Source organism: Vibrio sp. 05-20-BW147 (assembly GCF_013369385.1).
Taxonomy (GTDB): Bacteria; Pseudomonadota; Gammaproteobacteria; order Enterobacterales; family Vibrionaceae; genus Vibrio; species Vibrio floridensis.
Window position 1 is genome coordinate 54,425 of record NZ_SZTO01000012.1, and the last position, 25,482, is coordinate 79,906.

At 46.0% G+C, this 25,482-nt stretch carries 23 protein-coding genes; 4 read left to right on the top strand and 19 right to left on the bottom strand.

Annotated elements, in window-relative coordinates:
- Positions 1-93 precede the first annotated feature (93 nt).
- A complete protein-coding gene (gene chrA, locus FC652_RS12735) occupies positions 94-1,236 on the top strand; it encodes a chromate efflux transporter (RefSeq protein WP_139784349.1) in 1,143 nt (380 codons plus the stop codon).
- A 116-nt stretch (positions 1,237-1,352) separates the two neighbouring features.
- On the opposite strand, the gene FC652_RS12740 is transcribed toward chrA, so the two are convergent.
- Genes FC652_RS12740 through FC652_RS12810 form a run of 15 tightly spaced genes read right to left on the bottom strand, consistent with a single transcriptional unit; the run spans position 1,353 to position 14,037 of the window.
- The gene (locus FC652_RS12740; protein ID WP_176298870.1) at positions 1,353-2,393 is read right to left on the bottom strand and encodes a lipopolysaccharide assembly protein LapB; all 1,041 of its coding nucleotides are present in this window, start codon (positions 2,391-2,393) and stop codon (positions 1,353-1,355) included.
- A gap of 11 nt (positions 2,394-2,404) precedes the next feature.
- Positions 2,405-3,349, bottom strand: coding sequence for a type II secretion system F family protein (locus FC652_RS12745; protein ID WP_176298871.1), 945 nt, complete (start codon positions 3,347-3,349; stop codon positions 2,405-2,407).
- 1 nt (position 3,350) lies between these two features.
- Entirely contained in the window at positions 3,351-4,316 is a 966-nt protein-coding gene (locus tag FC652_RS12750) for a type II secretion system F family protein (protein WP_176298872.1), read from the bottom strand.
- Positions 4,317-4,328: 12 nt separating this feature from the next.
- Positions 4,329-5,816 carry a CpaF family protein gene (locus FC652_RS12755; protein WP_176298873.1) on the bottom strand — a complete coding sequence of 496 codons (1,488 nt, stop codon included), beginning with the start codon at positions 5,814-5,816 and terminating at the stop codon, positions 4,329-4,331.
- Positions 5,817-5,848: 32 nt separating this feature from the next.
- Entirely contained in the window at positions 5,849-7,099 is a 1,251-nt protein-coding gene (locus FC652_RS12760; protein ID WP_176298874.1) for a type II secretion protein, read from the bottom strand.
- Positions 7,077-7,595: a TadE family protein gene (locus FC652_RS12765; protein WP_237286811.1), complete on the bottom strand. Its 519-nt coding sequence runs from the start codon at positions 7,593-7,595 to the stop codon at positions 7,077-7,079. Before FC652_RS12765 ends, FC652_RS12760 begins: the two co-directional genes overlap by 23 nt.
- On the bottom strand, positions 7,592-8,029 hold the full coding sequence (locus tag FC652_RS12770; RefSeq protein WP_176298875.1) for a TadE/TadG family type IV pilus assembly protein: 438 nt from the start codon (positions 8,027-8,029) through the stop codon (positions 7,592-7,594). The genes FC652_RS12765 and FC652_RS12770 overlap by 4 nt, the downstream gene beginning before the upstream one ends.
- A 1-nt stretch (position 8,030) precedes the next feature.
- Positions 8,031-9,251 (bottom strand): pilus assembly protein TadG-related protein, encoded by a 1,221-nt coding sequence (locus FC652_RS12775; RefSeq protein ID WP_176298876.1) that lies wholly within the window; start codon positions 9,249-9,251, stop codon positions 8,031-8,033.
- A gap of 19 nt (positions 9,252-9,270) precedes the next feature.
- A complete protein-coding gene (locus FC652_RS12780) occupies positions 9,271-9,525 on the bottom strand; it encodes a hypothetical protein (RefSeq protein WP_176298877.1) in 255 nt (84 codons plus the stop codon).
- 10 nt (positions 9,526-9,535) lie between these two features.
- Positions 9,536-11,002, bottom strand: a complete 1,467-nt coding sequence (locus FC652_RS12785) for a type II and III secretion system protein family protein (RefSeq protein ID WP_176298878.1) — start codon at positions 11,000-11,002, stop codon at positions 9,536-9,538.
- Between the two features lie 10 nt (positions 11,003-11,012).
- On the bottom strand, positions 11,013-11,759 hold the full coding sequence (gene cpaB, locus FC652_RS12790; protein ID WP_176298879.1) for a Flp pilus assembly protein CpaB: 747 nt from the start codon (positions 11,757-11,759) through the stop codon (positions 11,013-11,015).
- Positions 11,756-13,105 (bottom strand): AAA family ATPase, encoded by a 1,350-nt coding sequence (locus tag FC652_RS12795; protein WP_176298880.1) that lies wholly within the window; start codon positions 13,103-13,105, stop codon positions 11,756-11,758. The genes cpaB and FC652_RS12795 overlap by 4 nt, the downstream gene beginning before the upstream one ends.
- Before the next feature lie 32 nt (positions 13,106-13,137).
- Positions 13,138-13,650 carry a prepilin peptidase gene (locus FC652_RS12800; RefSeq protein ID WP_369597885.1) on the bottom strand — a complete coding sequence of 171 codons (513 nt, stop codon included), beginning with the start codon at positions 13,648-13,650 and terminating at the stop codon, positions 13,138-13,140.
- Between the two features lie 38 nt (positions 13,651-13,688).
- Entirely contained in the window at positions 13,689-13,829 is a 141-nt protein-coding gene (locus FC652_RS12805) for a pilus assembly protein PilA (RefSeq protein ID WP_176298917.1), read from the bottom strand.
- Positions 13,830-13,863: 34 nt separating this feature from the next.
- Positions 13,864-14,037: a Flp family type IVb pilin gene (locus tag FC652_RS12810; RefSeq protein ID WP_176298882.1), complete on the bottom strand. Its 174-nt coding sequence runs from the start codon at positions 14,035-14,037 to the stop codon at positions 13,864-13,866.
- Between the two features lie 473 nt (positions 14,038-14,510).
- Here FC652_RS12810 and FC652_RS12815 point away from each other — a divergent pair, with 473 nt between their 5' ends.
- Positions 14,511-15,260, top strand: coding sequence for a helix-turn-helix transcriptional regulator (locus FC652_RS12815; RefSeq protein WP_176298883.1), 750 nt, complete (start codon positions 14,511-14,513; stop codon positions 15,258-15,260).
- Between the two features lie 108 nt (positions 15,261-15,368).
- Complete coding sequence (locus FC652_RS12820; protein ID WP_176298884.1) at positions 15,369-17,054, top strand: AMP-binding protein; 1,686 nt, start codon at positions 15,369-15,371, stop codon at positions 17,052-17,054.
- A 147-nt stretch (positions 17,055-17,201) separates the two neighbouring features.
- On the opposite strand, the gene fusA is transcribed toward FC652_RS12820, so the two are convergent.
- The 4 genes from fusA to radA all read right to left on the bottom strand — a co-directional run bounded on the left by fusA (position 17,202) and on the right by radA (position 22,976).
- Positions 17,202-19,289, bottom strand: a complete 2,088-nt coding sequence (gene fusA / locus FC652_RS12825; protein ID WP_176298885.1) for an elongation factor G — start codon at positions 19,287-19,289, stop codon at positions 17,202-17,204.
- Between the two features lie 154 nt (positions 19,290-19,443).
- Positions 19,444-20,265 carry an HAD family hydrolase gene (locus tag FC652_RS12830; protein ID WP_176298886.1) on the bottom strand — a complete coding sequence of 274 codons (822 nt, stop codon included), beginning with the start codon at positions 20,263-20,265 and terminating at the stop codon, positions 19,444-19,446.
- Between the two features lie 28 nt (positions 20,266-20,293).
- On the bottom strand, positions 20,294-21,493 hold the full coding sequence (locus FC652_RS12835; protein WP_176298887.1) for a mechanosensitive ion channel protein MscS: 1,200 nt from the start codon (positions 21,491-21,493) through the stop codon (positions 20,294-20,296).
- A gap of 103 nt (positions 21,494-21,596) precedes the next feature.
- A complete protein-coding gene (radA, locus tag FC652_RS12840) occupies positions 21,597-22,976 on the bottom strand; it encodes a DNA repair protein RadA (RefSeq protein ID WP_176298888.1) in 1,380 nt (459 codons plus the stop codon).
- Between the two features lie 134 nt (positions 22,977-23,110).
- Here radA and FC652_RS12845 point away from each other — a divergent pair, with 134 nt between their 5' ends.
- Positions 23,111-25,459: a PilZ domain-containing protein gene (locus FC652_RS12845; RefSeq protein ID WP_176298889.1), complete on the top strand. Its 2,349-nt coding sequence runs from the start codon at positions 23,111-23,113 to the stop codon at positions 25,457-25,459.
- Positions 25,460-25,482: the final 23 nt, after the last annotated feature.

A 25,482-nucleotide genomic window follows, 5' to 3' on the forward strand; every position in this document is an offset into this window, starting at 1 on the left:
CCATACAATTCATACAAATCATGAAAACTATCAATTTGAATCATTATAGGTTCTTTCGTAGAGTGAACTCACTTTTTTGTTGAGATGTACAACATGCTGCAAATTTTTAAGACTTTTTTCTGGCTCGGCTGGATCAGCTTTGGCGGTCCTGCGGCGCACATTGGCTATTTCCGCCACACCTTTGTTGAAAAATTGAAATGGATTAGCGACGAAGAATACGCTCAGTTGGTTGCACTGAGCCAGTTTCTACCGGGACCTGGCTCAAGCCAAGTCGGTTTTGGTTTGGGCTACAAGAAAGGCGGCCTACCCGGCGCTTGCGCGGCATTCTTAGGCTTTACCCTGCCTTCGGTGGTGATCATGTTGCTACTGGCGCTGGTTAGCAGCCAAGTGACCGACACCGCACTATTTCAAAATGTCGTACACGGCTTAAAACTGCTCGCCGTGGTGGTCGTGGCCGACGCGGCTTGGGGGATGTATAAAAACTTTTGCCGCTCGCCGCTGACCGTTGGCATCTGCGTGGCCACCGCTGTCGCCTTGTTGGTGTTCTCAGGCATCGCCACGCAAATGGCCGTGCTGATCCTCGCGGCGCTGATTGGGGTGATTGCACTCAAAGGTGAAAACAAAGCCACTGAGCACGGCTTTACACCATCACTGACCCCACTGGTGATCTTTGCTGCTCTGTTGCTGCTGTTGCCGCTGCTGACCACTGCTCAGCCGTTGGTACGACTGTTCAACGAATTCTACCAAGCGGGCAGCTTGGTGTTTGGTGGCGGGCATGTGGTGCTGCCTTTGCTGCAAAACATCGTGGGAGAGCAAATCAGCCAAGATGCGTTTCTAACTGGTTACGCTGCTGCCCAAGCGGTTCCGGGGCCGATGTTTACCTTCGCCACTTATATTGGTTATGTACTGCATCCAAGTTCGCCCATTCTTGGCGCGATTGTCGCGACTTTGGCGGTGTTTTTGCCTGGATTCTTGTTGATGCTGGGCGTGCTGAAAAACTGGCAGCTGTTAGCCGCTAATCCTCGCGTTTCAGGAGCGTTGCAAGGCGTCAATGCTGCGGTGGTTGGCTTGCTGGTCGCCGCATTGTATCAACCTGTCTTTAGTAGCGCGGTGAGTAGCGGGCTGGATGTGGGCTTGATTCTCATTGGCTTCTATCTGCAAAAGCAGATCAAAGTACCTATCTTGGCTCTGGTGCTGTTTTTCATGCTCTCAGGAGCCACGCTGGGCATGCTGTAATTGCTGCATGCGCCACTTCGAATGCCACGTTTTTAGATAACACAAAGCGAGCCTGAGCTCGCTTTGTTGCTTGAGGATAACCACTATGGCATGAAGTGAAACCTCAAATCATCTTGCTAAGGCTTCACCATGGTTGTCGAGACCTCACCTTGCGCGTTTTCTTGCTCTTCACGAACCATCGCCAAAGCACGCTCTAAGTTCTCATTCGCCAGCTTGTAATAGGACGGCTTTTTATCAATCGCTTGTTGCAAGTAGGGAATCGCTTTGTCCGGCTTACCTTGCAGAATCAAGAAGTAACCAACATTGTTCAGCGCTTCCGGTGCCCCCATGCTGCGCATGAAAATGTTGATGGCTTTCTTCACTTCGTTCTTGCCAAGATAAATCAGAGCTAAGTTGTTTTGCCCTTTTTGATTATTGGGATCTTTTTCCAGCGCCGCTAAGGTGTAGCGCTCGGCTTTGTCATACTGGCCGCTCATGTAATAGGAATAGCCGAGATTCATCATCCCTTTCATCGAATTGGGTTTGATCTCCAATGCTTTAAGGTAATAGGCTTCGGCCAACGTGTGCTGAGAATCAACATCCGATAGCACGCCAAGCCCCATGTATGCCATCGCTGGAGAGGCTTTGTCGACTTTAAGCTGGTTGATATCTTGCACCATAATCAAACCGCCAGCTAAAGTTTTACCATTTTTCAAGCGCACTTGGTCTGCATTCAAGGCACGCAAGAAATAGCTTTTTCCTTCATCGACTCGCCCTTGTTTGCTGTAAATTGCCCCTAACTGTTCCAGCGCTTTCACATTGTCCGGATTGTATTCCACCGCCATGGTGTAGGCTTTCTCCGCCAAGGCGATATTGCCGCGCGATTCGTGAATACGGCCGATGTTGTACAAGGTTTTGTCTTGATATTGTGCATCGGGGAAAGAGAGTGCACGGATGTACTCATAAAGCGCCAGATCATTGTTATTGTTACGTAATGCCACATCACCGCGTGTGATCGCTTCGGTTTCTGAAACTGGCATCACATCAGAGGTTAATGTATCGATGGGGCGACCATCATACAAACTAAGATCATACTGTGGGCCTTTCGGCTCTTGGCTGGCACATCCATAAAGCGTTACGACCACCAGCAACCCGAGTAGCGTTTTTGTCATTTTCATACCTTTTCCCCTTACCCTAGCGCATCCGATAGCGATAACAATGCTGGCCCAACGGCAACAATAAAGAAACAAGGCCATATAAATAACAGTAGCGGAAAAATCATCTTTGTCGGAATTTTTGCTGCAATTTCTTCCACTTCCTGATTACGTTTGTCACGGAAATCTTCCGTATAATCACGCAACGTTTGTGACAAACTGCCGCCAATTTTCGAGGCGTGAGCCAGCATGGTCACGAGGCCATTGATTTCCGTCAGCCCAGTGCGAGTCACCAAATCCTCAAACGCGGTCGACATTTCGACCCCTGCTTTGATCTTGGCACATACCGTATCCAACTCATCGGCAAACTCAGGGTGAGAGATGGCCAACTCATCGGCCACTTTTCGCAATGCCGCATTAAAACCTAAACCGGATTCGGTACACACGACCAATAAGTCCAGTGCATCAGGAACACCTGCACGAATCATACGTTGACGCTTTTTGACAAAGTGGTTGAGTCCAATATTAGGTATATACAGACCGCCTGCGATTGACACGATGATAGCAATAGAACTGTTGTCCATGTCAGGCAACAAAAAGAAAACCAGCGCCGCACCAGTAAAGCCCAACACAGCAAAAACAGCCTTGATAATGTAAAACACCGTCAAGGCATCTCGATTGTGGAAACCGGCATGCATTAACTGGCTGCGTATGCTTTCTTTCTCCTTCGAACTTTTCCCCACCATGATCGGGGTAAGGGACTCCAATGTATTTTCAACTTTGCGATTTTTCTTTTTCAGTGCTTGTCCTGAAACTTCTTTATGAATTTGCTCAAGCTTTTTCTTCACTGGTGCGCGATTACCGGAAAACACGACGGCAACCGTGACAACCAACAAACTAGTGGAGATCAGAACTAATGCAAGCAACACCCATTGTTCATCGAGCTGCACATTACCAAACACCGAAAGTAGTTCGTCCATATCACACCTCGAAATTGATGATATTGCGAATCCAAATGGCGCCAAAAAACAAACTGACTATCCCCATTGTCACTAGCTCCATCCCTCGCTCATCTTGGTACAAGGGTTTGACGTATTCGGGGTTAATGAACATCAGCCCGACAAACAAAACAAATGGAGAGAGCACGAGAATCCAGGCCGACATGCGGCTTTCAGCCGAGATGGTTTTGATTTTTCGCGTTAACTTGAAACGTTGGCGAAGCACCTTGCCGACTTTTTCAAGGTTTTCAGACAGATTCCCGCCCGTTTCTTTCTGTAATAACACCGCACTGGAAAATGCCAACATTGACACCGTTGGGGTGCGCTCCGCCATTTGCATGATCGCCAAACGCATGTCATAACCATAATTGAGTAAGTTAAAGGTATTTTTAAACTCAATCCCAATCGGTGGTGCCATCTCGTTGCCCACTTCATTGAACGCTTGAGTCACGGGTTGACCGGCTTGCAACATACGTCGAATAATATCAAGCGCGTCTGGTAGCTGCTCTTCAAAACGATTTAGTCGGTTGGTAATACGCTTTTGCAGGTAAAACTGCAATGCGAACCAAATCGCAGAGCCGCCCACCAAGGCGAGATACCAAGGCTGAGCCAGAATCATCATAGTGACAATGGTGGTAAAACTAATGATCGAACAGACCATTAATGTCTGCGCCAAAGACCAATCTAGGCCTGAAAGTTCGATCGACTTTTTCAACGAAGCAAAGGCAGCCACTTTGACCAAACTGCGATCTAAAGGAGACAAGCTTTTTAAATAGTGCTCTTGAAGTAGAGAGCGCGCCTCTTCATCTAGGTTCATCTGCGTTTCTTTCAAACGCTGAGAGAGCTCTTTGTGCTTAGCTTTACTGCCTGCGGCGGGAAGAATTAGAGCCTGAGAGATAAACACCACCGCAAAAAAGAGCAATACGAAGAAATAGGTAATATCATCCATGTTTGCCTCCCGCTATGCATAGCTTTCATTAAAGAGCTCAAACGGCAGATCTAAGCCACGTTTGGTCAGTTGATCGTGACAAGCTGGCACCACTCCTGTCGCAGTGTAGTAACCGAGAATATTGCCATTGGCATCGAGACCTTGGCGTTTAAAGTGGAAGATCTCCGACATGGTAATGATCTCCCCTTCCATACCATTGATTTCTTGAATGCTCACCATGCGACGTTTACCGTCTTCTTGGCGCTCCATCTGCACCACTAAGTGAATCGCCGAAGCAATTTGCGCACGCAAGTTTTTGGTCGAAATATTCCAACCCGCCATGGCGAACATATTTTCTACCCGACTCAGCGCATCACGAGGGGTATTGGCGTGAATGGTCGCCAGAGATCCGTCGTGACCGGTGTTCATTGCCGCCAGCATATCCACCGCTTCAGCACCACGTACCTCCCCGAGCACAATGCGATCAGGGCGCATCCGTAGCGCATTTTTCACCAAATCACGCTGAGTGATTTCGCCTTTGCCTTCCAAGTTGGGAGGACGCGTTTCCAATCTCACCACGTGCGGTTGTTGCAGTTGCAGCTCTGCCGAGTCTTCAATGGTGATAATGCGATCATCGGAAGGGATAAAACCGGAGAAGATGTTGAGAGTGGTGGTTTTCCCTGAGCCCGTACCACCCGCAATCAAAATATTCAGCTCCCCTTTCACCGCCGCTTCAACAAACTTAGCCATTTGCGGCGAGAGGGAGTTATAACCAAGCATGTTGTCCATGGTGAGCTTGTCAACGGCAAAACGACGAATGGAAACGGATGCACCATCGAGCGCTAAAGGCGGTATGATGGCGTTGACTCGCGAGCCATCCAGCAAACGCGCATCCACCATGGGTGACGCTTCATCAATACGACGCCCTACCTGGCTGACGATACGATCGATGATGTTGCGTAAGTGGCGGTCGTCTAGAAAGGTATATGGTGTTTTTTCTAGCTTACCGCGTCGCTCTACAAACACATTTTTTGGGCCATTAACCAAAATATCTGACACCGTTTTATCATGCAGCAACGGCTCTAGAGGACCTAAGCCAAAGACCTCGTCTTCAATTTGTCTGATCACCCGCTTGCGCCCTTCCGAGCTCATTGGGTGAGTTTGATCGTCCGCCATTAAGTGTACGATGGCATCATGAAGCTCTTTCTTGGCCCGCTCTTTCTCTAAACTCGACAACAACCCCAAATCTAAGGTTTCCAATAAACGCTGATGGTAATAGTGTTTTATGGCCAACTCTTGTTCCAGTTGCTTACGCGCTTCCTCGACAGCCTTATCTTTTGCCTGACGCTCCAGCTGTTTTTTGTCTTGCGACAACACCTCATCACTTACGATTTGTTGCGGCGACATGGTAGAGTCAATGCCCACCACAACATCATCACTGATGGTCGAATCTGGCTGTGTGACAAGAGCCTCTACTTTTTCCTGAAACTCTGGGTTGATATTTTTTCTTTTAAAAAACATAACCTTGTCCTTTTATTTTTAATTCTTACGCTCTAAGAAAATAGTTTCTTTAACCAACTTTTTTTCTCTTCTTCAGGTTTCGCAATGTGATGAGAAAACTCGACAATGGAACGCGTAATCGCACTGTTTTTTTTGCTCTCCACAAAAGGTTTGCCTAAGTTGGCACTCTCTACCGCCACTCGGTAGTCATTAGGAATCATAAAGACCGGAATGCCAGTGATGGTGTGCTCGATATCTTTCAATTTGATCGATGCACGTTTTTCATAGCGATTAACGATCAACTCAATCTGCTCTTTCGTCACGCCATACTCAAAAGTGAGCATGCGTAAAATGCGAGAGGTGTTTTTTATCGCCGCCAAATTCTGCTGTGTCACTAAAAAAACCTTGGTCGCGGGAGACACCACCGCAGAAAATATCCGATCAACACCTCTCGATAAATCGATGATGACATAGGGGTATATTTCTCTCAGCACAGGGAGTAAACGACCTATTTCTTTCGCTTTATCAAAATCTTCAGTGTTATTTTCATGGAAAAATCCAAGCACATGTAAACCACTGGCCATTTTAGTCACCATGGCAGAGAGAGAGTCGTGGTCTAAATCTTTCGAGTGTTCAATCACATCCGTTAAGCTGTATTGAGGTGAAATGTTGAGGTATTCAGAAATGACGCCAAAAGGAATATCCACATCCAGCAGCAAGACTTTTCCAGGATGAGTACCCGCTACTTCCAATGCCGTGTTTAACGCCAATGTGGACGCCCCACATCCGCCTTTGGTGTTGATAAAAAGATATAATTCTCCGGACTCTCGACTCGAAAATTTCTCATCCGATACATTTTTTAGCAGATGAAAGAAATCCCCCACCATCGCTTTATCTGACACAAAGTCAGCCGCTCCCAAACGCAAGGCAATCTTAAGCGCCCCGTTATCGCTCTCATCACCAAATACGATAAGAGAAGCTTCAAAATCCTCACTCGGTGCTTCATATTCTTGCAAGGCGAGCACTTTTTGAGCCCAATTAGGCCCAGTTTCGACAAAAATTAAGTCGGGTGGCGTCAAATGAGCAAGACCCGATACATTAAAGTTATGCAGTGAGATCAGGTCAAAACTGAGGTTTTTACACAGCTTGAGCTGCGCCCCCATATGAAGCTGAAATCGATCGCTACCGTACAACACCCAGATATGTAAACTGGTTTTTAAGCGAGCATAACTTTCATCATTGTTTCTATTGAGCTTCACAGCTTCTCCCATATACCGTCCCCTAGCAGTCTGTTGTGGACCCATCCGAATCGTTTTTATTTGGTCTCACTACACCCAGGCTTTCCACCGGTAGTGTGGTTTCAAATTCTGGAATGGTCACTAAGCCGTTGTTTCCTAAAAAATTAAGAACAGAAACAAATTGAAACTGATAATTACTCACTCTAGCTCTGACGTATTTTATGGTGATGAAAACATCATTATCTGTAGGGTCTCCCGCCACCACATCTCCATTGGCATCGAGATACTCAATCACCAAATGCTGATCCGAAAAATTGCTTGGTAAACTACTGTTGATTATCGTATTTTTGACATTTTGATGCGCAGTCGAAGTGACGTAACACACCGTGGCTAAGCGCGCGGCTTTGCGTGTTGCTTCGTTGATCATTTGAATCGAAAACATGTAATAGCCAATTGAAAAAATCGACAGCAAAATCAACATGAGTACCGTGGAGACGATAGTCAGCTCGATCACCGCCAATCCCTGCACTTTTTTGCCACTTCTTCCACCATGTTTCCTCACAATCCGCTCCTCATTACCGATGACGCCGTAAAGGTAATTCCCAACTCTGTATTGGTGTAGGGGATCTTAGTGAAGGCTGGTACATAGGTATAAGAAGCCGTCACGGTCACCACCCCTCCGCTGTGAGTAATGGTAATATCGTCAGCGGTTAAGTTATCTAAAATAGTGTAGCTGCCTCCAGAGACTTGCCCATGTAACACCATGTTTTTGATGTCGGCTTCGTTGGCGATTTGGTCATAAGTAATGGTGCCGTAAACATCGTTCACCGCAAAACGAGCACCATTTTGCACCCCTTTCGCCAAAGTATTGTATTGGGTGAACATGTGGCCGATTTCCAACATCCCGACGAGAAGAATCAGGATCACAGGGAGGGTCGCCACCATCTCGACCGCGGCGAAACCTTGTTGACGAATGATTCGATTTAAGAAGGTCATGTTAAGCACCTCCACTGTTGGGGTCTTTGTACATGATGATTTTGTAGGCACCTTGGTTTCCTGGTGTATTACCAATCGAGCCGTTTTCCACCACACATGAGTCAACGAACTCACCAAACACCACTTGTCCTAAACCAGAGTTGTTTGTTGGTACACGCTGCAAAAGGAAGAAACAGCCAACTTCCACCACAGTATAGGTCGTGGTACCACCACTCGACCCCGAGCAATCCACCATAGGGATCGGTAAAACACGACGCCAAGGCTGACCACCGGACTCACAATCACCTGAACTGCTATCGGCAATGCAAGCTTCCGTCTTAGCTTTGTACTCCGCATAGGTAAGGTCACTGGCATAGTCATAAATCACATTACCATCACTATCGAGTGTGGCTGGCGTGTCGGGAAGGTCAGTAATGAAATCAGGTGGATAATTACTGCTTGAAACACCCCCTTGATAGATGCCAAGTCGAGTATTTGCTCCCTGCCCAACTGGCCCGGCAGCTACCCCTGTTTGGGTATTAATGCTGCCACCAATTTGCACCGTGCCATCGTAACCGCCACCTAATGCTTCACGGACAGTGTCGGCACCCGAGCCAAAATCAAGCAGATGGAAGTTACCTGGCCCCATACTGGATAAACTGCTATCGCCGACTTTTAAAACGTAGACTTCACCTGCGTTGTAGCCATAGATACCGCCAGTTTCGTCACCCTTACACACTCCTATCGGCACCACATTGCTGATGGTGTTGATGTTAGAACTTGGGCCAGCCACCGCCGAAGCTGAAACGACTTTACTCAGTCCTAACGCTTGCATGAAAAACTCACTCAAACTGAGATTATCCACCGACACACGCACATAAATATCGCCAGTGTCATCAAAGCTGCCGTCGGGGAAAGTCAAAGGATCGTTAGAATAGGCAATGGCAAAAGTCGCCGAATCCATATCCAACTCACTGTTGCCAGAAGCATTATGCATGGAGGTGAGTGTTGAAATGGCCGCTTCCGTTGCCTCGTCCGTGTCGTGGGTAGCATCGGCAACCATAGCCGCGGCCAAGGCTGCCGCATCTACCGCATTTTGAAGCTTGGTGCGATTGACCACTTGGTGTGTCACATCAATGGCTAAGGCAGCCATAATGATAAAGCTCAGCATGGCGACCGTGATTAACACCGCCACTAAACCTTGCTGTTTACGTCTTCCATTGCGGTATCTGCCTATGACCATAATGCATCCTTAACGGCTATTACTTGAAACCGTTGATAACTTGGCTACTACTCGTCGACATGCTTTCAGTTTTCTTACCGAGGTAACCCTGATAAGCGCTGTCCATTTTATCGCCACTGCCGTAGGGAATAAGGTCTAGATTCTCCTGAGTTGCATCAGGGTTATAAGTTTGCTCTGCTTTAAGTTTAGCCACATGTTGGCCTAAAGGCGCATCATTTGCACATCCGCTTAAAAAAGAGACACTGATAATAAATAGCACGGTATAAACATTCATCTCTCTTTCCTTATAAACTGTGTCCAAACTCACCTTCAGTGCCACCTTGGCCGTTCTGAAGGAACTCCGGCTCAGGCTGTGCGCCAGCCTTCTGTTTCACGGGGGAATCCGCAATGTAAGCACCAACACCCAATAGGTAATATTTGAGATCACTGGGCTCTACAAAGGCATCCGTCGGCAGAGTAATTTTGCTACGGTCGATTGGCTTAGCGAGTCTGGGTGTCACCAAAATCACCAGTTCGGTTTCACCCGAAATATAATCTTGGCTACTAAAGAGTTGCCCCAAGACTGGAATATCGCCAAAGCCAGGCATTTTGCTGCTGACATCTCGAACGTTTTCGCTGAGCAAACCCGCAATACCAATGGTTTGACCATCCGCCAACTCCAAGGTTGATGAAGCGGATCGACGCGTGATCGGTGGAATAAAGTAACTGGCATTGGTACCACCAGGGCTTAACGTCAAAGTGTTCGATGCAGCAATTTCACTCACGTCAACCGCCAAGTTAAGATTGATGCGTTTGTCACTCAAGATGGTCGGAACAAATTTCAATCCCACCCCATACTCTTTGTACTCGATGGTAACACCATCGCTATCCGGCACAGGGATCGGGAACTCGCCACCAGCAAGAAACTCCGCTTTAGCGCCACTTAAAGCCGTCAAATTCGGCTCGGCCAATACTTTGGCGACGCCATTTTCTTTGGCTATGTCTAATGCAAAAGTAAACAGAGTGTCGCCATCAATAAAGGTGCTGAGTAAACCGGTACTGTCGATCCCTGGCACATTGAAGATAGGGCCAACACCACCGCCAATATCATCAATGATGCCGCCCGCAGAGGTGGCTCCCCATGAGAAACTGCCGTTGTTTTCAAAGAAGTGAAAATTGGAATCGAAACGACGAACCAAGCTGCGCTGCACCTCTGCTACGGTTACTTCGAGCATCACTTGCTGCGCACCGCCAATCGTCATGAGGTTGATCACGCCACTTTTATCCACCTGACTATTGAGTGAAGAGGTTGCCTCATCAGCTTGCTGACCCGCGGCATACGTTTCAGCAACACGCAGCGCGATGTTCATTCGTTCTTGGTTGCTAACCATGCCACTTAAAATCAAACGGTTTTGCGCGCTGTGTACTTGGATCGGTTCATCTGGCAAAAACTCAAACAACTTCTGCTTTAAGCTATTGAGATCATGAGTCACTTCGATGTTGATTGATTCGATCAGATTGCCGCGGCTATCCCAAGCCATTAGGTTAGTAGACCCCAGCCTGCGACCAATCAAAAACAGTTCATCGGACTTTAGCATCACAATATCCAGCACCTCAGGATCCCCAAGAGAGACTCGCTTTGCTTTGCCCGACAATGCGACAAAGGTGGATTTATGATGAGGTACGGTGACCACTTTCCCTGTCTGCGTTGCCCCTTGAGCGGTAAAGATACTCAGCACGCTTAACGTAAAGACTAAAATCAAAATTTTCATGCGTCACACCTTATTCTTTAACCTGAATCTTCGATGACTCCGTCCCTTTAATTATGGTGACACTAGGGGCGACATAACGGCGAACCACTTTTTCCTCGGGTTCGTGGGGATTTCTCAATGTGAGCTGGATTTCCCCTTTACTCTTGGCACTCAATAGCTTCTCAGCTTGCTCAGGTGACACTTCAAGCGTCACCGCTCGCACTATGATCGGCTTGTTTTCTTTGGTTCTTGCCGTTTGGTCAACCGCTAGTACCTTAATATCCTTGAGTACGGTTTGCGTGGTCGCAGAGCCTTTACCATAAGAAACGGTATTGAGCACATCCACACGGTTACCAGGTAGTAAGAAACCGGCTACCCCTATGACGTCATTGACTCGGATGGTAATGGCACGTTTCTTCTCTGGAATCAAAGCGGCCAGTGTTGAGCCTTCTCCGGGAACCGTCAGTCGTTGCTCGATAATAATTTCCCCGGGATAAACCGCTCCTGCAACGATTTGCCCAACCAACTCTTTAGGATCCGTGTACTGAGAGAGCTCTCGCCACGATTTCTCGAGAAGCTTAGTGGTCAAATGCTGCGGTTCAATCACACTGCCAGCGGGTATTTCTATGGCAGCAATCACCACGGGCTCTCGCTCAACGACCTCCACCTCTTGCTGGGGAAGCAATTGTTTATCCATCCACTGCTTGGCAAAAAATACCGCCGCCAAACCAAATAAAATCGAAAGTAAGAAAAGTAATATGATTTGGTTACGACTCATCGTGCACCTCCGCCTTTACCATCCGCGGTAAAGTAGACTTGCCATGCCCGTTCAAGGACTTGTTTTGTGATCACGGGTTCTGACTCTTCGAATGCCACGATATCGCGACTGATACCTGCAATATCTTTCGGCAAACAAGGGTAATAACCGACATTGTGTTGTTCATGTAGTTCAGTGAGACGTTCAAACAACCCTGGCTCAAGTGATAGCGATTTTCCACGAGCCATGATTTGCCAAAGCTCTTGGTATTCATCTTTCATCAAGGGTTGGAATTGAATCTTATAACCCAGACGACGCAAGAATGCGGGATCACTGATTTTTTCAGGGTCTAAGTTGGTCGAGAACGCCAACGTCAAAATAAATGGAATGGTGATTTGTTGACCATTGGGCAACGAGAGATAGTCGTAGAAATATTCCATCGGCACAATCCAACGGTTGAGTAAGGTGGCAACTGGCATGGGCTGACGGCCTAAATCGTCAATAATAAAAATGCCGTTGTTGGCCATCATCTGTAATGGTGCCATCCAAACTCGATTGTGCTGAGAATGGTTCACTTCCAACATATCCATCGTTAACTCACCGCCAACCTGAATGCTTGGACGTTCACACAGTGCCCAACGTTTATCAAATTGATCTTTGAATGCGAAAGACTGCTGACCGATATCTTCTTCAACTTTCTTATGATGCTGCGGGGTAAACACCTTGATAATGTTACCTGCGGCATACACAGAGTAAGGAATAAACACTGAAGTATTCAAAGAGTTCAGCAAACGAGTAGCGACAAACGTTTTGCCTGTTCCTGCATCACCGTACAAGAGTAATGCTCGGCCTGAGTTGATGGCTGGCCCTAAAACGGACACCATACGATGGGCGCCCAATACATCTTTGAAGGCGTACTCTACATCCGCTCGATTGACGATTTTTGCTCGTACATCTTGCGCTCTCACCATCTCAGAGTATTCCGTAACGGAAACCGGGCATGGCCCCAAGTAAGCATCTTTGACAAACGCATCGTCCGCTTCTTCCATTCCAGATTCAGATAATGCGTAGAGAATTCGGGTTCCTTGATTCGCTTCACCAAAAGCAGCGGGATCCGACTGAAAAACCTCTACTAGAGATTTCTTACGTAACGCAGCCAGCACTTCATCAATAATGTGGCTGTTAAGTCCCATTAAACGAGTAAGCGAAAGAAGATCTGATTTTGGGTAGGCAGCCAACTGTTTTATCACTAGATTCTCCACCACGACTGGCGGAATTTTTAACTGACTCAAAGAGGTAGGCACCTTAGGTGGTTCTGCCTGAGGTGTGAGTTTGTCTCTGTGTTTCGCTGTGGGTTCTGCGGCCATAAAGCCCCCTACTATTATGTATTGCGTTCACTCTAAAAGTAATGAAACAGCGCCAACCCTATAACAACAGCGGGTGCAAACGGCATGGTGAGTTTCCCGTGCATAGCAACGCGTGACTGAAACGATGAAAGTATAGGTACTTGGCCACTCATTGCTTGCAGTGAATAGCGCCCAAGAACTTGACTCAGCGAATCCGGATTCTGCGCGTAGTGAAGAAGCATAAACAGTGCGGCAACCATACCTGCCGAGAGGGTAATCCAGTAAGCAACGCCCCCCATGGCATCCCAACCGACGAGCATGCCGACAACACCCAACAACTTAACATCACCCGGAGACATCGCCCTTAGGAAGTAAAGTGCTAGGCCACACGAGAAATAAACCGCTCCCGCAGCCAATGACGACAACATAAATGCCACGTCGTAAACAATAAGAGAGTGCACACAAGCTAAAAGGGTGAGGGGCAATAACCAAACATTCGGTATGCGATTGTCCCTAGCGTCATAAACCGCAATCACCAGTAAGCAAAACCATATCAAACTATTCACTATCACTGGCCTCTCCCTAAGCTCAAGCGAGCTCACGCTTAGCTAAGTGCACTATCTACTTTGTTGTTCAGCTTGTCATCGTACTCAGCGAACAAAGTCCCTAACGCCAACACAAGTAGGGCAGCGCCAACGACATACTCAACGACGCTTAACCCTTCCTCATTTTTCAAAAAATCGATGCCATTTTTGAAACTGTGAAGTAGCTTGAATGGACTATGATCCACTGCCAATAGCCCCGTCTAATTTGGTATTCAAATTATCACCAAGGCCGGTAAATACGGCACTCAACGCTGCAACCAGCAACGCTGCACCGACAACATACTCAACCACAGACAAACCTTCTTCATCTTGTAAAAAGGCTTTAGCTTTGTGTAATAGATTGCTCATTGTGTCTCTCCTTCCATAAGCAACGAACTTGCTCTTTAAAGTTAGAGCTCACTAAATAAAGACGTTAGGACTTTTTTGTCTTTAACTAGTACTTTTTTACGACTTTCATCAAGAAACTCATTGTTTATTGATTCGCAAAAAGAAATACCTCAGTGACTGCTATTCAGAAAATGTTAATAAAAACATATGAAAACAATAGTAATTACTTGGAATTTCCATCCAGTTTTCCTCCTCAAATAGAAAAAATAAAATGGATCACTTTTTTTGTTGGCACTTTTTTGCCGCAGAACTAACCTTTTTATATGAGCTCATTCACTTTTCTATATCTGTTTGATTAGGGGTAAAAAGCACAATGATAGACAGAATGAAGATCAATGAGAGCGAACGACAGCATAAGGAGGAAGCTTGTCGCAATGAATACCAAGATCGTAATGACTTAGCATTCAGGCTTTTTTATTTGGGGGGGAATCAGTATGGAAGTGAGACGCACCGCTCATTGGTTAGGGAGCTCCGTTCACCATCTTGATCAAAAAGAAAAAGATCTCATCCTCAATACGTTCACATTGATCGAGCACGATACTGATGTATCAATACTTAGTGAACCTAGCACCCAGTTTGCGTTCTTTTTTATCCGTTCGGAAGAACAGTATCCGTTACTGCTTACTGCGCTAAAGCTGAGTATTAACCTCAACAAAAAACTCATACTGATCCATTCCAGACCCATCGAGCTCGGCTCTTATTACCATTCGGCCGTGTTTGATCATCTCAATTTAGCCATGAGTAATACGCAAGAATGGTTACAACAACTGATCACTCGCATGAACTTACATTGGTATATTGAACTGGGGGGAACTTCTAATTCTCAGTCAAATGTTGTGCTCCAAGAGCCCGTTGCGAGCCTAGCATTGCAGTCTCTGCTACGCCATATCGACAAAAACATAAGTAATGTCATACGAGAAGAAGATGCCGCGTCCTTTTGTCATTACTCTGTCACCTATTTTTCAAAAGTCTTCCATAAAGAAATCGGACTGAGCTTTCGTGATTACCTATCCAATAAGCGAATCAACCTCGCTAAACAGCTTCTGGTCGAAGATAAGCAAACCAAAATTGCTTTTATCGCTTACCAATGCGGTTATCGAGACGTCTCTTACTTTTCTAGAATATTCAAAAAGAAAACAGGCGTGAGCCCCGGAAAGTTCCGACTTAATAATTCGTTATCCTGATCGCCTTGAGCGCCATTTTTTTATTTCTGCTAAGCATAAAGCATGCTATCGTTAACAATAAATTAACATAAAAACAAACATTGTTTTGCCAATAACATGGAGTTAGAAATGATACAGCCTAACGAGTTAAGCAAACTGCCACTTGCTCTCCCAACCCCCAGCGACATGATCCTCAAATGGGCTAAGGAACGCCCGCATGACGTGTACCTCAAACAGATCATCAATCGACAGTTTGTGGAGTTTACCTATGCAGAGGTGGCTGACAAAGCACTCAGATTGGTCTCAGCACTAAGAGAACTTGGCGCTCAACCGGGTGATAGAATCGCTCTGATTTCTAAAAACTGTGCTGAATGGTTTATCTGTGATCTTGCCATGATGCTTGGCGATTATGTGAGTGTGCCCATTTTTCCGACAGCGGGCGCCGATACCATTGAATACTGCATTACTCACAGTGAAAGTAAAATTCTCCTTGCTGGCAAGCTTGACGATTCAGCGGCAACTCAAAAAGTGATCGATTCTCTCTCTGAACTCATCACAATTGCATTGCCCTATGATAGTGCACCACAATGCCAATACCAGTTCACCACGTTAATTCTTCAATCAGAAGCCAGTACCGAAAGACCAACGCACTACGATGATAAATTGATGTCCCTTGTTTACACATCGGGTACGTCAGGATTGCCAAAAGGGGCGATGCTCACCTATGGTGCCTTTACATGGTCAGTACAACAACTGATCAAACACATCGGTATTCAACCCAATGATCGGCTATTCTCTTATCTCCCACTGGCTCATATTACTGAGCGTGTTTACATTTTTGGATCGTCGATCATGGGAGGTGTACAAACGGCCTTTCCAGAATCGTTAGATACCTTTATCGAAGATGTAAAAATGCAGCGTCCAACGTTGTTTATTTCGGTGCCACGCCTGTGGACTCTCTTCCAGCAACGCATCCAAGATAAACTGCCGCAAAAACGCCTTAACTTTTTGCTGAAGATTCCCTTTGTGAGCTCCTTAATTAAGAAGAAGTTAGCCGATGGCTTAGGCTTAGATCAAGCACGCGTTCTTGGTTGCGGCTCTGCGCCCGTCTCTCCAGCTCTTCTTGCCTGGTATCACAGTGTCGGTTTGAATATTACCGAAGCATGGGGAATGACTGAGTCGTTTGCCTACAGCACGCTCAACTACCCATTTAGAGCCGACAAAATAGGTTCCGTTGGCAATGCAGGTCCGGGTATTGAACTCAAAATCGCCGACGATGATGAGATCATGGTGCGTGGCAAAGGGCTGTTTTCCGGATACTACAAAAACGATATTGCCACTCAAGAAGCCTTTGATAAAGAGGGCTGGCTTCACACCGGTGACATAGGTCGAATCGATGATGATGGCTATTTAACTATCCAAGGTAGGAAAAAAGACACCTTTAAAACCGCCAAAGGTAAGTTTGTGGCCCCTGTTCCAATTGAAAATAAACTCTTTGAATACAGCCGAGTGGAAATGATGTGCCTTATCGGCTTAGGCTTACCAGCCCCTATACTTCTTGTCGTCCCTCACAATTTTCCTAACTTTGATCGCGCGCGTTATGAAAGTACCACGCAAAGAGTAGTCACCAAGATGAATGCACAATTGGAATCACACGAACAGATCAAAGGCGTATTAATGATCAAAGAACCTTGGAGTATTGACAATGGAATCCTAACTCCGACGCTAAAAATCAAACGTCATGTACTAGAACAGAAATATCACGAAGTAGGACAAAACTGGCCTAAAGATAAACTGGTCATTTGGGAGGACTAACTGCGATGTGAGCGGGCACGCTCTGCTCACACTAGTATGTGTAAATATTCCAACCGGTTCTGTGCCTAAAAGTTTTACAAAAGAGACCGATAATAAAAAAACCCGCAGCGAACTGCGGGTTTTATTGTTATTGAGTTAACTTAAGAATTACTTCTTAGCGTTACGCTCTTTAACTTCAGCAATTACTTGCTCTGCTACGTTGTTTGGACATGGTGCGTAGTGAGAGAACTCCATAGAGAACTGACCACGACCAGAAGTCATTGTACGTAGAGTACCGATGTAGCCGAACATTTCAGAAAGTGGTACGTCTGCTTTAACGCGAACGCCAGTTGCACCCATTTCTTGGTTCTTGATCATGCCGCGACGACGGTTCAAGTCACCGATTACGTCACCAACGTGGTCTTCTGGAGTGAACACGTCAACTTTCATGATTGGTTCAAGAAGTTGAGGAGCCGCTTTCGGAATTGACTGACGGAATGCACCTTTCGCTGCGATTTCAAATGCGATTGCAGATGAGTCAACTGCGTGGAAGCCACCGTCGAATAGTTCAACTTCAACGTCAAGAACAGGGAAGCCAGCCAAAGTACCAGTAGCCATCATAGACTTGAAGCCTTTCTCAACTGCTGGCCAGAATTCCTTAGGAACGTTACCACCAACAACAGTTGACTTAAAGGTAAAGCCAGAGTTCTGCTCTCCTGGTTTGATACGGTAATCAATCTTACCGAACTGACCAGAACCACCAGACTGTTTCTTGTGCGTGTAGCTGTCTTCAACTGCTTTCGTGATAGTTTCACGGTAAGCTACCTGTGGAGCACCAACTTCAAGCTCAACGCCGTAAGTACGCTTCAGGATATCAACTTTGATGTCTAGGTGAAGTTCGCCCATACCTTTAAGGATGGTTTCGCCTGAATCTTCGTCAGTTTCAACTTGGAATGATGGATCTTCTGCAACCATTTTACCGATCGCGATACCCATTTTCTCAGAACCGTTCTTATCTTTAGGCTTAACAGCGATAGAGATAACTGGATCTGGGAAGATCATTGGCTCAAGAGTACATTCGTGCTTAGGATCACATAGAGTGTGACCAGTTTGAACGTTCTTCATACCAACAACAGCGATGATGTCACCCGCTTGTGCTGCTTCAAGTTCGTTACGGTCGTTTGCGTGCATTTCCACCATACGGCCGATACGCTCAGTCTTACCAGTTGCACTGTTAAGAATAGTGTCACCTTTCTTCAGACGACCTGAGTAGATACGGATGAAGGTTAGAGCACCGAAACGGTCGTCCATGATCTTGAACGCTAGCGCTTTTAGAGGCGCATCAACAGATACTGTTGCAACTTCACCAGTTGGCTCACCCGTTTCTGGGTTAGTCAGTGGCTGAGGCTCAACTTCTGTTGGAGACGGTAGGTAATCAACAACTGCGTCTAGTACAAGTTGCATACCTTTGTTCTTAAATGCAGAACCACAGTACGTTGGGAAGAACGCTAGGTCACGAGTACCTTTACGGATACAAGCTTTGATTTGCTCGATAGATGGCTCTTCGCCGTCCATGTAAGCCATCATTAGCTCGTCGTCTTGCTCAACAGCAGATTCGATCATCATCTCACGGTATTCTTCAACTTGATCTACCATGTCTGCAGGGATTTCTTTGATTTCGTAGTTTTCTGGAAGACCTGTGTCATCCCATACGAATGCTTGACGAGTCAATACGTCAACTACACCTACGAACTCGTCTTCACGGCCGATAGGTAGAGTCATAACTAGAGGGTTAGCGCCTAGTACTTTCTTCACTTGCTCAACAACACGGAAGAAATCTGCACCCATACGGTCTAGTTTGTTAACGAAAATCAGACGAGATACTTCTGATTCGTTTGCGTAACGCCAGTTGGTTTCTGACTGAGGCTCAACGCCGCCAGAACCACAGAATACACCGATACCACCATCAAGAACTTTTAGAGAACGGTAAACTTCAACAGTGAAGTCAACGTGTCCCGGGGTGTCGATTACGTTAAAACGGTGGTCTTTCCAGAAACAAGTAGTCGCAGCAGACTGGATAGTGATACCACGCTCAGCTTCCTGTTCCATGAAGTCCATGGTTGATGCGCCGTCGTGTACTTCGCCTAGACGGTGGATTTTACCAGTAAGCTTCAAGATACGCTCAGTGGTAGTGGTTTTACCCGCGTCAACGTGCGCGAAAATACCAATGTTTCTGTATTTTGATAAATCTGCCATTGTCTTACTCTGTTAATAAGGTATAAAGTGCGCGCAGAGTATATCACAATCTGTCAAGACTGATACCCTTGCGTGCCGTTGTATGAAAAAAAAATAACGCTAACGGATCATGCTCATCAAAGAGTCATTCACTTTCCAAATAGACCACTTTTATCTAGGACCGAAACTCCCAGTCAAAAAGTACACGCCAGTCTTCCTTCGTTGAAAGCTGATAAGCCGACCTGCTAAGCAAGAATCGGCACAATCTATTTACCACTCGATAGAACAGTGCAGTAAAACATGATCTTCTATCATTATAGATAAACAAGGATAGAGTATTCGATGAAGATTCCGCAACCCAATTGAGTAATGGAATATCTTGGATTGAATTACCAAAAGCTAAAACTGGTGGTACTGGTAATTTTTTTTCTACTAATTGAACTTTCGCCTGCCCTAGAAACAACCATTTTTTGAGCGCAGAAATCTCTCCCCCATCACCAGTACCTATCACCTTCTCTTTAGGAATCCCAAATAATTCTTTAGAGCAGGCGCTTACAAATTTCTGGGAACTGCCCGTCACAATGTAGCAATCAAACTGGTGAGCACTTAAATAGTTGATCAGTTGTTTCATTGGTAAAAAGACCACGCGATAATTAGGCACTCCATAGGCTTGATGATTTTGCGAATAAAGCCATTGCCTCACTTCATTCTCGTAGCCTTCTCTTTCTTCCTTTTGTTGTAAACTAGAAGGATTTGAAGCCCCCCACTTCATCATCAATGAGTCCACCAGACGATACCGCGTCAGTTTCTGTTCAATATTAAATGCCCATTCTCTCAGTATTGGCTTTTGGCACCAAAGCGTTCCATCCAAATCAAACACCGCGATACGCCGCTCTTCGGGTATAAAGTCTGCAGAGTTAGGATTCGTCCAATTATCGACACTACATTTTAATACTTGAGATATAGGCCCCATTGCATTCCATGCTGATAAGTCCATTTCGCCAGCTCATCTCTATCGTTACAGTCTATTCTCTAAGGTTTCTATCGTGTACAAACGCTTTGATGTCAAATGGGATATTGAACAAATGACCAATCAGCAACAGCAACTGCCAAACGAGAACCCCGAAAGGCAAATAGCCAAAATATCCTAAAAGGGGCATTTCAGTGGGCAGTTCAATAAAACTTAAGTTTACGTAAGGTACTTCATACAACCAGTAGTGAGGATTGGTTATGATTTCTGGATAAGGATGTGCGCTACCATAGTTCCACATTTCCCAAAAAAAACCGTTAATTATTGACGCTAAACCGATTAAGACCACATCACTCCAATCCCCACGCTGCAATACTCCTTGAAAAGGATGCCATACTCGGCACTTTTCTAGTATTCCAGTGACGACCGCCAATGGCCCAACCCACACCACCCAGTACATTTCTAATGGAAAACACACCATTAGAGCTAGTAACATCAGACCACATAAAATCAACGCATCATCTCTTAGTGGCCATCTCGGGCCATTGCAATATCTCTGCTTGAACGAGTCAAAACTGGCAAGTAACAAGTACCATTCAATAATTGCTGGCGTCACTGTCGTGTAAGAGAGCAAAAATAACAGAGTGATTTGTGTTTGAGATAAGTTGATGCTCTCAATATTTGGGTAGTACCAGTTAGAAAGCACGAAGTAATTGAAAAATTCAAAATACGCCCAACCAGCAGATGATATGACTCCTATCATCAAAAATAATAAAGGTTTCGTTGCGATGGGGGACTTACCATTGTTCAACTTGTAGACAAAACCATCTAAAACGAGAATAAATCCCCACCAAAGCGGTGTAAATGCATAGTATGCAAGAGGAAGCACCTCTAGGCTTCTCGTCCACATCACGCCCCAGAAAAACAACATAACGATGCCACCGCAGTAGAACCACCAAGGCAGTGGTTTGAGTACACGTTGTTTATGCTTATCAAAAGTCGCAGCACTGGATGAAAAACCCACATACTTAGGTTTAATAATCAAACAACTTACCCATAGAATGGGGGTCAACATTAAAATCAAATAGGCTAAGTGAAAATCCGGGAGGTCTTCAACGTACTGTGGGGGAAATACACCAAATCCTGGAGGAAGCCCCGTTTCTGGATAGTGGAAATAAGAAACGATCAAAGGAACAATCAATGTAAGGCTAAAAATAGCAAAAGCGAATATCTTGCCTCTTCCTTGAGAATGCATCTTCGGATCCTTGCGAAAGCAAAAAACAGAATGCTAGCAACAAAATGCTTACATTGACAAAAAACACATTAAAAATAATTAACTTGGTCGCATTGTTTCTGGTTCACAATTCATCAAACGCTGATATCGCATCAGCTAATTTTTTAACCCCATGGATCTGCATTCCGGGTATCCCACCTTTCGGCATATTCGCCAACGGCACGATGGCTTTCTTAAAGCCATGCTTGAAAGCTTCGTTTAAACGTTCTTGGCCACTTGGTACAGGGCGAATTTCACCAGCCAAGCCCACTTCACCAAATATCACCACATCTTTTGGTAAGGCTCTATCTCGAAAACTGGACAGTAGCGCCATAATAAGCGCCAGATCCGCACTGGTTTCCGTTACTTTCACACCACCAACAACGTTAACAAACACATCTTGGTCCGCCATTTGTAAACCACCATGCTTATGCAGCACCGCCAGCAGGAGCGACAAACGATTTTGCTCAAGGCCCACGGCAACACGTCTTGGGTTGGCGAGTTGTGAGTAATCGACCAGAGCTTGGATCTCCACTAACAAAGGTCGGGTACCTTCCCAAATCACCATCACAGAACTGCCTGACGTTTCTTCTTCGCCACGAGACAAGAAAATCGCCGAAGGGTTACTCACCTCACGTAATCCCTGCCCTGTCATGGCAAACACCCCGAGCTCATTGACCGCGCCAAAACGGTTTTTATGGCTGCGAAGGGTACGAAAACGACTATCCGCATCACCATCCAGCAGTACAGAACAGTCAATAATGTGCTCCAACACTTTCGGCCCCGCCAAAGTGCCATCTTTCGTCACGTGGCCCACAATAAATACCGCCACATTGTTTTGCTTCGCGTAACGAGTGAGCGCCGTGGCAGACTCGCGAACTTGCGCCACACTTCCCGGAGAAGATTGAACATCAGAAACATGCATCACCTGAATCGAGTCAATAACCATGATCTTAGGCTGAATTTGCTCAGCCACTTGGCAAATTTTATCAACATTGGTTTCTGACAGCATTTTAAGATGTTCTTTCGGTAGACCCAGTCGAGAAGCACGCATCGCGACTTGTTGCAACGACTCTTCCCCCGTGACATAGAGTGCGTTCATGTTGGCGGAAAGCTGACACATGGTTTGCAACAGCAGCGTCGATTTACCCGCACCAGGATTACCACCGATCAACATCGCCGCTCCAGGGACAATGCCGCCCCCCAAGACACGGTCAAGCTCTTTGAAGCCACTGGAAAAACGGGGAACTTCTTGCAAATCAATCTCAGACAACACCTGAACCTTTGATTCTGTTGCTGAGCCCGCATAACCAGATAAACGCTCGTTTCTCGCAACGCTTGGCGATGCGGCCAGTCTCACTTCGGTAATGGTATTCCATGAGCCACAGGCATTACATTGCCCTTGCCAACGCGGAAAATCCGCTCCACAGTCATTACATACATAAGCGCGTTTTGCTTTCGACATGCTGCCTCAAATTTTCAAGCTTGTGACCTAGTTAGACCACTGATCCGTTAAACCTCAAACAATGTGCTGTTATACTTAAGTTTATTAACACTTTGCCGATACTCTTTTAATAAGCAGCTACTTTAACAGAAAAAATGGAACAAGCTGAAATTCTCTCAATCGCGGAAAGGCTTATCCCGGTTTATCACGCGGAAGACTTTGATTTTGTCCTTGGTCAATTGACCGAAGGCCACCCTCCGTCTGCTAAATTACTGGTAAAAATGGAATTAAATCGTGTCATGGCGCCTTGTAAAAAGAGCGTAGACTTGCGTGGCCGAGTCCAGGGCGATTGTCGGGAATACGAAATTGACGGCATCAAACATTGGTTTGATGATGTCGCCTTTAATGCTTACTACAAAAACACGCGCAAATTTGGTGGCTATACCGAAGGCGTGTGGGAAGCGTTAATCAACACACGCAACAGTTTCCGCGCCTTAGGTAAAGGTAGTCAACCGGCCAGCAATCAGGGAATGAGCGATTCCGTCAGCCCTTTTGAGGCCGAAGCTGTCCATCTTGGTTACGATCTCAAACGCCAAGAAAAACGTCTCAGAGTGCACTCCCAAGTCGACATCACATTATCAAAGGGGCAATTGCTCCACGGCGTCAGTGTCGACCTCTCTGCTTCGGGTGCAAAGTTCAAAGTACCGAGTGCATTTAACTACAACCTTGGTGAAGTGATCCAAATTACCTTTAGTGAGTTGGCCAAAACCTCAGAAATTGCACATGTCAACAAGCCGATCGAGTACCGAGTTTTGGCTGTTGAAGATTCTTATGAAAACGATGCGGTTAAGTTTCTTCGTTGCTTACGCCTAACGGACACCAATGTTGTCTCAAGAGTGATCGATGAGTCTTTGAATAGCTCAGCCAAACGCGCCCGACACGATAACCAAGACAAAATCATTCGAGCAAGAACGCGGGGCTACGAACATATTTATCTCAAGCACACTTGCAACTTACCGCTGTTCTTCCAAGGCGATGAGCTCAAGCTCGCCATGCTCACGCCAAACAATATGCCAATTTGGCAATACTGGCATGATGAACGAAACCAACAGGTCTTTGGTTCACTGTTTAACTCACAGCGAATGTCGATGCTAATGCGACCGGGGCTCAAAGGTGCAAGTAACGTTATTTATGCGTTTACTCATGAACATGAAGGGAAAAACTTTTTTTACTCCATGCTCATGCCCGAGGCCACACGGGAACAAAGACAGCTGTTTTGGCATCTTGGCGCCAAACGAGCCAGTTGGCGGGCATTCCGTATTTCCATTTTTGAACTCAGTGAAAACGAACGTCAACAACTCGGCAGCTTCTCGCAAGAGTTAGCCGAAGCCTCTTCCGGGTTAACGCATTGTGGGATTTTGCAAGAAATTGCGGACAACTCGAATGGCGCAGACTATCTCTTTACCGAAAAGCCTCGACTGCCATCGAGCACCTTAAATGCTTTTCGTCATACGCGGAAAATCATCGGCTCCCCAAAAGGGATTTTCTTTGATGCACAGTCTCGTCGAAAAGAACCTCGCTATCGTTTTCAATCACCGCTTACGCTGACCAAAACAGACGGCTTGGCGGTGAGAGGTAAGACGATCGATCTATCCAAGCGAGGATTGAGTCTCACCTTGGATGCGCCACTTGAGTTGGTGTCGTCTGAAGAGGTCGAGATCAACCTACATGAACTGCAGCTCTACGATAAAAAGCTGCCATTGGACAAAATCCCTTATCGTGTGGTTCGCGTCAGCCCAGACAACAAGCAAGTGCAACTGGTGATTGATGAAAACAGCCAAACGATGAAAACCATTGCGTTTTTCAATAGCATCATCGAACACAACCAAGATAAGCTCAAACCACAAAACGAGATCTTACCAAGTAATGAGCTGCTCGAATCGTTGCACGGCATTTTGCTGTCCAAAATGGTCAGCACGCCAGTGTTCATCAGTAAGATGCAATCGGGCTACAGAACCAAGGCCATCGGGGTTAACTTCCCACTGGAAAAGCATTTAATGGTATTGGCAAAGTTAGGGCACAAAGAGAATTTCTCTTTAGAACCGCTCTATAAAGGTCGTTCAAACACCTTAATCGCCAATCCGACGAAACGCATTGAAGGGGCTGAGCCACACCACCACGATATTTACATCGCAGTGGCAAAATTTGGCGACAAAATCAAAGCCGTACAAACAAAGTTGACGAACGAGTTTGATAGCGTCAAAGAACGCATCCTATTTATTAAAAAAGCACAGATGTCGGGCGAGTTTTATGTACTGCGGCTGTCCACCTCGCCGATTTTCAGCCCGATGACTTCCCTGTTACAAAAAGATCTGAATGAACTGTCTCAACTCAGCATGCATCAGGCCAGCAAACTGGAAAAGGAACTGGCAACATTGGTTGGCTACTGTGAGATAGAGGAAGTGACAGAAGAGATTTTGGTACGACTTGAACTGACAAATTAAGCGACTCTGTGGGGCTGCTTTGA

Coding starts and splice junctions, on each gene's coding strand:
- chrA (WP_139784349.1), top strand. CDS start 94: ATGCTGCAAATTTTTAAGACTTTTTTCTGGCTCGGCTGGATCAGCTTT.
- FC652_RS12740 (WP_176298870.1), bottom strand. CDS start 2,393: ATGAAAATGACAAAAACGCTACTCGGGTTGCTGGTGGTCGTAACGCTT.
- FC652_RS12745 (WP_176298871.1), bottom strand. CDS start 3,349: ATGGACGAACTACTTTCGGTGTTTGGTAATGTGCAGCTCGATGAACAA.
- FC652_RS12750 (WP_176298872.1), bottom strand. CDS start 4,316: ATGGATGATATTACCTATTTCTTCGTATTGCTCTTTTTTGCGGTGGTG.
- FC652_RS12755 (WP_176298873.1), bottom strand. CDS start 5,816: ATGTTTTTTAAAAGAAAAAATATCAACCCAGAGTTTCAGGAAAAAGTA.
- FC652_RS12760 (WP_176298874.1), bottom strand. CDS start 7,099: ATGGGTCCACAACAGACTGCTAGGGGACGGTATATGGGAGAAGCTGTG.
- FC652_RS12770 (WP_176298875.1), bottom strand. CDS start 8,029: ATGACCTTCTTAAATCGAATCATTCGTCAACAAGGTTTCGCCGCGGTC.
- FC652_RS12775 (WP_176298876.1), bottom strand. CDS start 9,251: ATGGTCATAGGCAGATACCGCAATGGAAGACGTAAACAGCAAGGTTTA.
- FC652_RS12780 (WP_176298877.1), bottom strand. CDS start 9,525: ATGAATGTTTATACCGTGCTATTTATTATCAGTGTCTCTTTTTTAAGC.
- FC652_RS12785 (WP_176298878.1), bottom strand. CDS start 11,002: ATGAAAATTTTGATTTTAGTCTTTACGTTAAGCGTGCTGAGTATCTTT.
- cpaB (WP_176298879.1), bottom strand. CDS start 11,759: ATGAGTCGTAACCAAATCATATTACTTTTCTTACTTTCGATTTTATTT.
- FC652_RS12795 (WP_176298880.1), bottom strand. CDS start 13,105: ATGGCCGCAGAACCCACAGCGAAACACAGAGACAAACTCACACCTCAG.
- FC652_RS12810 (WP_176298882.1), bottom strand. CDS start 14,037: ATGAGCAATCTATTACACAAAGCTAAAGCCTTTTTACAAGATGAAGAA.
- FC652_RS12815 (WP_176298883.1), top strand. CDS start 14,511: ATGGAAGTGAGACGCACCGCTCATTGGTTAGGGAGCTCCGTTCACCAT.
- FC652_RS12820 (WP_176298884.1), top strand. CDS start 15,369: ATGATACAGCCTAACGAGTTAAGCAAACTGCCACTTGCTCTCCCAACC.
- fusA (WP_176298885.1), bottom strand. CDS start 19,289: ATGGCAGATTTATCAAAATACAGAAACATTGGTATTTTCGCGCACGTT.
- FC652_RS12830 (WP_176298886.1), bottom strand. CDS start 20,265: ATGGACTTATCAGCATGGAATGCAATGGGGCCTATATCTCAAGTATTA.
- FC652_RS12835 (WP_176298887.1), bottom strand. CDS start 21,493: ATGCATTCTCAAGGAAGAGGCAAGATATTCGCTTTTGCTATTTTTAGC.
- radA (WP_176298888.1), bottom strand. CDS start 22,976: ATGTCGAAAGCAAAACGCGCTTATGTATGTAATGACTGTGGAGCGGAT.
- FC652_RS12845 (WP_176298889.1), top strand. CDS start 23,111: ATGGAACAAGCTGAAATTCTCTCAATCGCGGAAAGGCTTATCCCGGTT.